Source organism: Frateuria defendens (genome assembly GCF_001182895.1).
Lineage (GTDB): Bacteria > Pseudomonadota > Gammaproteobacteria > Xanthomonadales > Rhodanobacteraceae > Frateuria_B > Frateuria_B defendens.
Genome location: NZ_LFQR01000189.1, coordinates 1 through 6238, shown reverse-complemented (window position 1 = coordinate 6238; position 6238 = coordinate 1). Strand labels below are relative to the sequence as shown.

4 protein-coding genes are annotated in these 6238 nt (G+C 69.4%); 2 read left to right on the top strand and 2 right to left on the bottom strand.

Annotated features, from left to right (window positions below):
* Positions 1–108 precede the first annotated feature (108 nt).
* Both ACH65_RS17690 and ACH65_RS17685 read right to left on the bottom strand, forming a co-directional pair.
* Entirely contained in the window at positions 109–810 is a 702-nt protein-coding gene (locus ACH65_RS17690; RefSeq protein WP_237561562.1) for a lipase family protein, read from the bottom strand.
* 49 nt (positions 811–859) lie between these two features.
* Positions 860–2257, bottom strand: a complete 1398-nt coding sequence (locus ACH65_RS17685; protein WP_049623958.1) for a GntP family permease — start codon at positions 2255–2257, stop codon at positions 860–862.
* Positions 2258–2421: 164 nt separating this feature from the next.
* Between ACH65_RS17685 and ACH65_RS17680 the strand changes: the two genes are divergently transcribed.
* Both ACH65_RS17680 and ACH65_RS17675 read left to right on the top strand, forming a co-directional pair.
* Complete coding sequence (locus ACH65_RS17680) at positions 2422–4638, top strand: TonB-dependent receptor (RefSeq protein WP_049623957.1); 2217 nt, start codon at positions 2422–2424, stop codon at positions 4636–4638.
* A gap of 268 nt (positions 4639–4906) precedes the next feature.
* Complete coding sequence (locus tag ACH65_RS17675) at positions 4907–5935, top strand: extracellular catalytic domain type 2 short-chain-length polyhydroxyalkanoate depolymerase (RefSeq protein WP_049623956.1); 1029 nt, start codon at positions 4907–4909, stop codon at positions 5933–5935.
* Positions 5936–6238: the final 303 nt, after the last annotated feature.

Below are 6238 nucleotides of genomic sequence, written 5' to 3'. Positions count from 1 at the left end.
GGGCGGGGCCCCGCCCGGGCGTTCCGCTGCCTCGTTCCCGCGCAGGCGTGAGCGGTGGCCATGGCGGCGCGGGCGCATGCACCGATGCGCCCGGCCGGGGCGTGGGGGCTAGTGGATCTGCAGCAGGTTGTACTGGTCCTGCGCGGTGTACCAGAGCAGCTGGTAGTGGCCGTAGGGGTAGTCCAGGCTGGCGTCCTCGCCGGGGATGGTCGAGGTGTGCACGCCGTCCACGGTGCAGATGCCGCCGTAGCAGTTGATCTCGTCGAGCCACGACTTGAGCGAGACCATGTGCGTGCCGAAGCGGTGCCCCGCGATGCTGTCCAGGAACGGGTTGTGCACCGACAACCCGTAGGTGCCGCAGGTGGCGGTGGCGACGTTGAACGGGTAGGCGCCGCACGACCACAGGCCGTGCACCGCGCCGGCGATGCCGATGAAGTGCTCGACCCGCGAGGCCGCGCCCAGCGCGTCGATCTCGCGCATGGCGAGGGTCACGCCCATGGAGTGGCCGATCACGTCGATGCGGCCGGTGCAGGAGTTGGCCAGCGCGCTGTTGATGGCGCTGCGCACCGGCGTCTCCTCGCTGCCGTAGTGGTCGTTGCAGGCCGCGCAGTAGCGGTTGCCCCAGGCCGGGGCGAGGATCTGCGCGTCCCCGTAGCCGTGCTGGCGCAGCAGGTCGTAGGTGTTCTGGAAGTCCCCCGGGCTGCCGGTATTGCCGTGCACCAGCACCACGCTGTTGACGCAGGCGGCGTGCAGGCCCAGCACCGGCGCGCACAGCAGCAGGGCCAGCAGGCCCAGGACGCATCGCTTCATCGACATCGCTCTTTCCTCCCTTGGGTGGCCCCGCTGCGGGGCGATGGGCTCAGACCAGCCCGGTGAGCGTGTAGACGCCGATCACTACGAACACCGCCAGCGTCTTGATCAGCGTCACCGCGAAGATGTCGCGGTAGGACTGCCGGTGGGTGAGGCCGGTGACGGCGAGCAGGGTGATCACCGCGCCGTTGTGCGGCAGCGTGTCCATGCCGCCGGAGGCCATCGCGGCCACCCGGTGCAGCACCTCCAGCGGGATGCCGGCGGCGTGCGCGTTGGCGATGAAGGCATCGGCCATCGCGGCCAGCGCGATGCCCATGCCGCCGGAGGCCGAGCCGGTGATGCCGGCCAGCGCGGTCACCGTCACCGCCTCGTTCACCAGCGGGTTGGGGATGGCGTGCAGCGCGTCGGCCACCAGCTTGAAGCCGGGCAGGGCGGCGATCACCGCGCCGAAGCCGTACTCGGAGGCGGTGTTCATCGAGGCCAGCAGGGCGCCGGCTACCGCGGCCTTGCTGCCGTCGGCGAACTGCCTGGACACCGGCCGCCAGGCGAAGGCCAGCACGCACAGGATGCCGAGCAGCAGCGCGCCCTCCACCGCCCAGATCGCGGCCACCTTGGCGACTTCCTGCACTACCGGCTTGGCCGGCCCCACCACGCTGGGCAGGAACGACTGCGTGGCGCCGTAGGCGCGCGGCACCAGGTCGGTGAACATCTTGTTCGCCACGCCTACCAGCAGCAGCGGCAGCAGGGCAATGAGCGGGTGGGCCAACTTGCCGTGTTCGAACGGGGCCGGCTCGTTGACGAGGTTGCCACCGTAGCCCTCGCCGGCCGCGGCGGCCTTGCGCCGCCGCCACTCCAGGTAGGCCAGGCCCGCCACCAGGATGAAGGCCGCGCCCAGCGTGCCCAGCCACGGCGCCGCCCAGGCGTTGGTGCCGAAGAAGGCGGTGGGGATGATGTTCTGGATCTGCGGCGTGCCGGGCAGCGAGTCCATGGTGAAGGTGAAGGCGCCCAGCGCGATGGTGCCGGGGATCAGCCGCTTGGGGATGTCCGCCTGGCGGAACAGCTCCGCCGCGAACGGGTACACCGCGAACACCACCACGAACAGGGACACGCCGCCGTAGGTGAGCAGCGCGCACACCAGCACGATGGAGAGCATCGCGCGGCTGCGCCCCACCAGGCCGATGGTGGCCGCCACGATGGCCTTGGAGAAACCCGACAGCTCGATCAGCTTGCCGAACACCGCGCCCAGCATGAATACCGGGAAGTAGAGCTTGAGGAAGCCCACCATCTTGTCCATGAAGAGACCGGTGAACATCGGCGCCACCAGCGCCGGCTCGGTGAGCAGCACCGCGCCCAGCGCCGCCACCGGCGCGAACAGGATCACGCTGTAGCCGCGGTATGCCGCGAGCATCAGGAAGGCCAGCGCGGCCAGCACGATCAGGAAAGCCATCCCAGGGAACCCCATGCGCGCCGGACGGCGCCGGCGGCGAGTATCGGCGCGCCCTGCGCGGCTTGGGGACTGTACGAAGGTACAAGTGCCCGCGTGCGGGGCGCTGCCTACTCTGCGCCGCATCGGCATTCCCGTGCGGATGCCTCAACGGGGTGAGGGGAACCATGAAACGCACTGACTTGAGTCTGGCCATCGCGCTGGTCGTGGGCCTGGCCGGCGCCGCGCCGCTGCACGCCCAGCAGGCCGCCACCGCCACCGAGGCCAAGCCGGCCAACGCCAAGCAGTTGGAGGCGGTGAAGGTGACCGCGCGCAAGCGCGAGGAGACCCTGCAGGACGTGCCGATCGCGGTGAGCGCCTTCACCGAGCAGTCGCTGTTCAAGCAGAACGTGCAGAACCTGGGCGACCTGCAGGGCAAGGTGCCCACGCTGCAGGTGTACGCGGCGCGTGGCTCCAACACCACGCTCACCGCCTACATCCGCGGCGTGGGCCAGGCCGACCCCACCTGGGGCTTCGACCCGGCGGTGGGCATCTACCTGGACGACGTCTACATGGCGCGCCCGCAGGGCACCCTGCTGGACGTATTCGACGTGCAGCGCATCGAGGTGCTGCGCGGCCCGCAGGGCAGCCTGTACGGCAAGAACACCATCGGCGGCGCGATCAAGTACGTCTCCAACCCCTTGCCGGAGAAAACCGAGGGCTCGGTGCAGGCCACCGTGGGCTCCTACGGCGAGAAGGACATCAAGGCCAGCGTGGCCGGCGCCACCGGCGACGGCGTGTGGCGCGGCCGCGTGGCGGTGGCCAGCGGCCACAACGACGGCTACGGCCACAACCTGCTCACCGGCACCCGCAACGGCAACAAGAACACCAACGCGGCGCGCGCCACGCTGGGTTTCTTCCCGTCGAAGCACTTCAATGCGCAGCTGTCGGTGGACGGCATGCACGACAACTCCAACCCGCGCGGCGCGAAGATGCTCGTCGCCAACCGGTTCTACCCAACCTTCCCGCCGCTATCGAGCGATTTCAACACGCGCAGCGGCATGCGCCCGTTCAACCAGACCAAGATGAGCGGCGCGGCGCTCACGCTGAACTGGATCGCCAGCCAGAACTGGGCGCTCAAATCCATCAGCGCCTACCGCGAGTCCGACACCAACACCGCCATCGACTTCGACACCCTGCCGGCCAAGGTGGCGGACGTGGCGGCCACCTACACCGATCACCAGTTCAGCCAGGAATTCCAGGCCAACTACGACGCCGGCGGCGCGGTGCACGGCGTGTTCGGCCTGTACTACTTCAAGGGCAAGGCCAACGGCACCATCCACAACATCTTCCTCGGCTCGCCGCCGTACAGCACGCTGGGCTTCGCCCAGTACGGCAGCACCGGCGGCAGCATGGGCACCAAGAGCTACGCGGCCTACGGCGACTTCACCTGGGACATCAGCCCGCGCTGGAGCCTGGACGTGGGCGCGCGCTTCACCAAGGAAACCAAGAGCGCGGTGATCCAGAACTTCGGCTACCGCGACGAGAGCTTCACCACGCCCACGGCGGTGGCGGCCGACTTCACCGGCTCGCATACGGCGCGCAACGTCTCCCCGCGCGTCTCGCTGGATTTCGCGGCCACCGGCCAGATCCACCTCTACGCCAGCTACAGCCAGGGCTTCCACTCGGGCGGCTTCAACATCCGCGCCAACTGCACGGCGATCCCCAGCTCCTGCCGGCCGATCGACGACGAGAAGGTGAAGTCGTTCGAGCTGGGCAGCAAGATGAGCTTCTTCGACGACCGCCTGATGATGAACACGGCGCTGTTCCACAACGTGTATTCGGACATCCAGCTGTCCGTGTTCACCTCCTACACGCTGCCCAACGGCAGCCAGGGCTTCTTCGGCGACTTCACCAACGCCGGCAAGGGCCACATCGACGGCGTGGAGGAGGAGTTCGCCTGGAAGCCGTCGGAGTACTGGACGCTGAGCGGCAACTTCGCCTACCTGCACACCAAGTACACCGAGTTCATGAGCCGCGGGGTGAACATCGCCGACCAGCAGAAGTTCACCAACGCGCCGAAGTGGTCGGGCGGGCTGTCGCTGGAGCACACGCATCCGCTGGGCAACGGCGGCAGCCTCACCGCGCGCGTCAACTACACCTACCAGAGCCAGGTGTATCCGGAGACCACGCTGTCGCCGCTGATCCGCCAGGGCAGCTACGGGCTGTGGAACGCGGGCGTGATCTGGCAGATCGACGAGCCGTGGACCTTGAGCCTGCAGGGCACCAACCTGGCCAACAAGTCCTACCGCACCACCGGCTACAACATCGCGGCGCTGGGCATCGTCACCGGCTTCTATGGCGCGCCGCGCACGGTGACCTTGAGCGCGCGCTACGCGTTCTAGAAACGCCGCTGCCTGGAAGGGGGCGACGAAGCGAGCGTGAAGCGGCGGGGCGAGGAGCAGGGGCGACGGGGCGCGGCGGCCGGCGTGGGGGCGGCCGCCGCGTCCTCCCGTTTTCCGCCGTCTAGCACGGCGGCCGCGCAGGCCCCGCCGGTTGCTATACGGATGCCAGACCACAAGGCATCCGTTGCGCGATGCGCGGCTGCATTCCGCCCACCGGCGGCCATTTTTTCGTAGGCGCCATCCCGGCGCGGCAAGCGAGGAGTCGACCATGCGTTGGATGAAAGGAGTGTGCGCGGGACTGCTGCTCGCCGGGCTGGCGGTGCAGGCGGAGCAGGCTGCGCCCGCCTTGCCGAAGCTGCGCCTCGAGGCGGCGCGCGTGGCGGTGGCCGGGCTGTCGTCGGGGGCCTACATGGCGACGCAGGCGCAACTGGCCTATCCGGAAGTCTTCCGCGGCGCCGCGCTGGTGGCGGGCGGCCCCTACGGCTGCGCCGGCGGCAAGCTGGAGACGGCGCTGGGGCCGTGCATGAAGGGCACGGCCGCGCCGGATGCGGCGGCGCTCGCGGCGCAGGCGCGCCAGCGCGCGGAGAAGGGCGAGATCGGTGCGCTGAAGGAACTGGCGCATGCCAAGGTCTACCTGCTGCATGGCCGCGCCGATACCGTGGTGGCGCCGGTAGTGGCCGAAGCCGCTGCGCACTTTTATCAGTCGCTGCGTGACGGCGTGCCTGGCCTCGCCGGCATGCAGGTGGTGGACGACGGCGACCGCGACTTCGCCCACAACCTGCCGCTGGCGGCCACGGGCGAGGATTGCGGCAAGTCGGTCTCGCCGTACCTCGGCCACTGCGGCTTCGACGCCGCCGGCGAAATCTTCCGCCGGCTCTACGGCGCGCCGAAGCATGCGGCCGTCGCGCCGACCGGCGAGCTGCGCCGCTTCAGCCAGGACGCGCTGCGCCCCGGCGGCGCCGATGCCTTCCTCGCCGCCGAAGGCTTCCTCTACCTGCCGCCGGCCTGCGCCGCCGGCAAGCCGTGTGGGCTGCTGGTGGCGCTGCACGGCTGCAAGCAGAACGCCGAGGCGGTGGGCGAGGCGTTCGTGCGCGAGGCCGGCTTCAACCGCTGGGCCGACGCCTACGACGTGGCGGTGCTATATCCTCAGACCCGCGCAAGCTTCGCGCCCTTGAATCCGCAGGCATGCTGGGACTGGTGGGGCTATTCGGGTGCCGACTACGACACGCGCCAGGGCGTGCAGCTGCGCTGGCTGGCAGGGGCCGTGCGCGCGCTGGGGCTGCCGGCGGCGCGGTGAACGCCAGCTTTGCTCCCTCTCCCCGGTGGGGAGCGGGTTGGGGTGAGGGGCGGGTGCTTGCGGGAATGTGGCTATCTTGCTCTCGCTCGTCCTTTCGCTACAGGCCGGGCAAGCGCGCAGCGCGTAGAGCGCCTGAAGAGCGCCCTCGCAGTGGCGAGCGAAGCGAGTCATCCAGGGCTGTGCGTTTGGAGCTAAAGGTTGTCGAAACCTGGCCGGCCTTTGGCCGGGGTTTCGCTCCCCTGCCGGGGAGCGAGTTACTTTCTCTTGCTTGTCCAAGAGAAAGTAACCAAAGAGAAGGACACC

Coding starts and splice junctions, on each gene's coding strand:
- ACH65_RS17685 (WP_049623958.1), bottom strand. CDS start 2,257: ATGGCTTTCCTGATCGTGCTGGCCGCGCTGGCCTTCCTGATGCTCGCG.
- ACH65_RS17675 (WP_049623956.1), top strand. CDS start 4,907: ATGCGTTGGATGAAAGGAGTGTGCGCGGGACTGCTGCTCGCCGGGCTG.
- ACH65_RS17680 (WP_049623957.1), top strand. CDS start 2,422: ATGAAACGCACTGACTTGAGTCTGGCCATCGCGCTGGTCGTGGGCCTG.
- ACH65_RS17690 (WP_237561562.1), bottom strand. CDS start 810: ATGAAGCGATGCGTCCTGGGCCTGCTGGCCCTGCTGCTGTGCGCGCCG.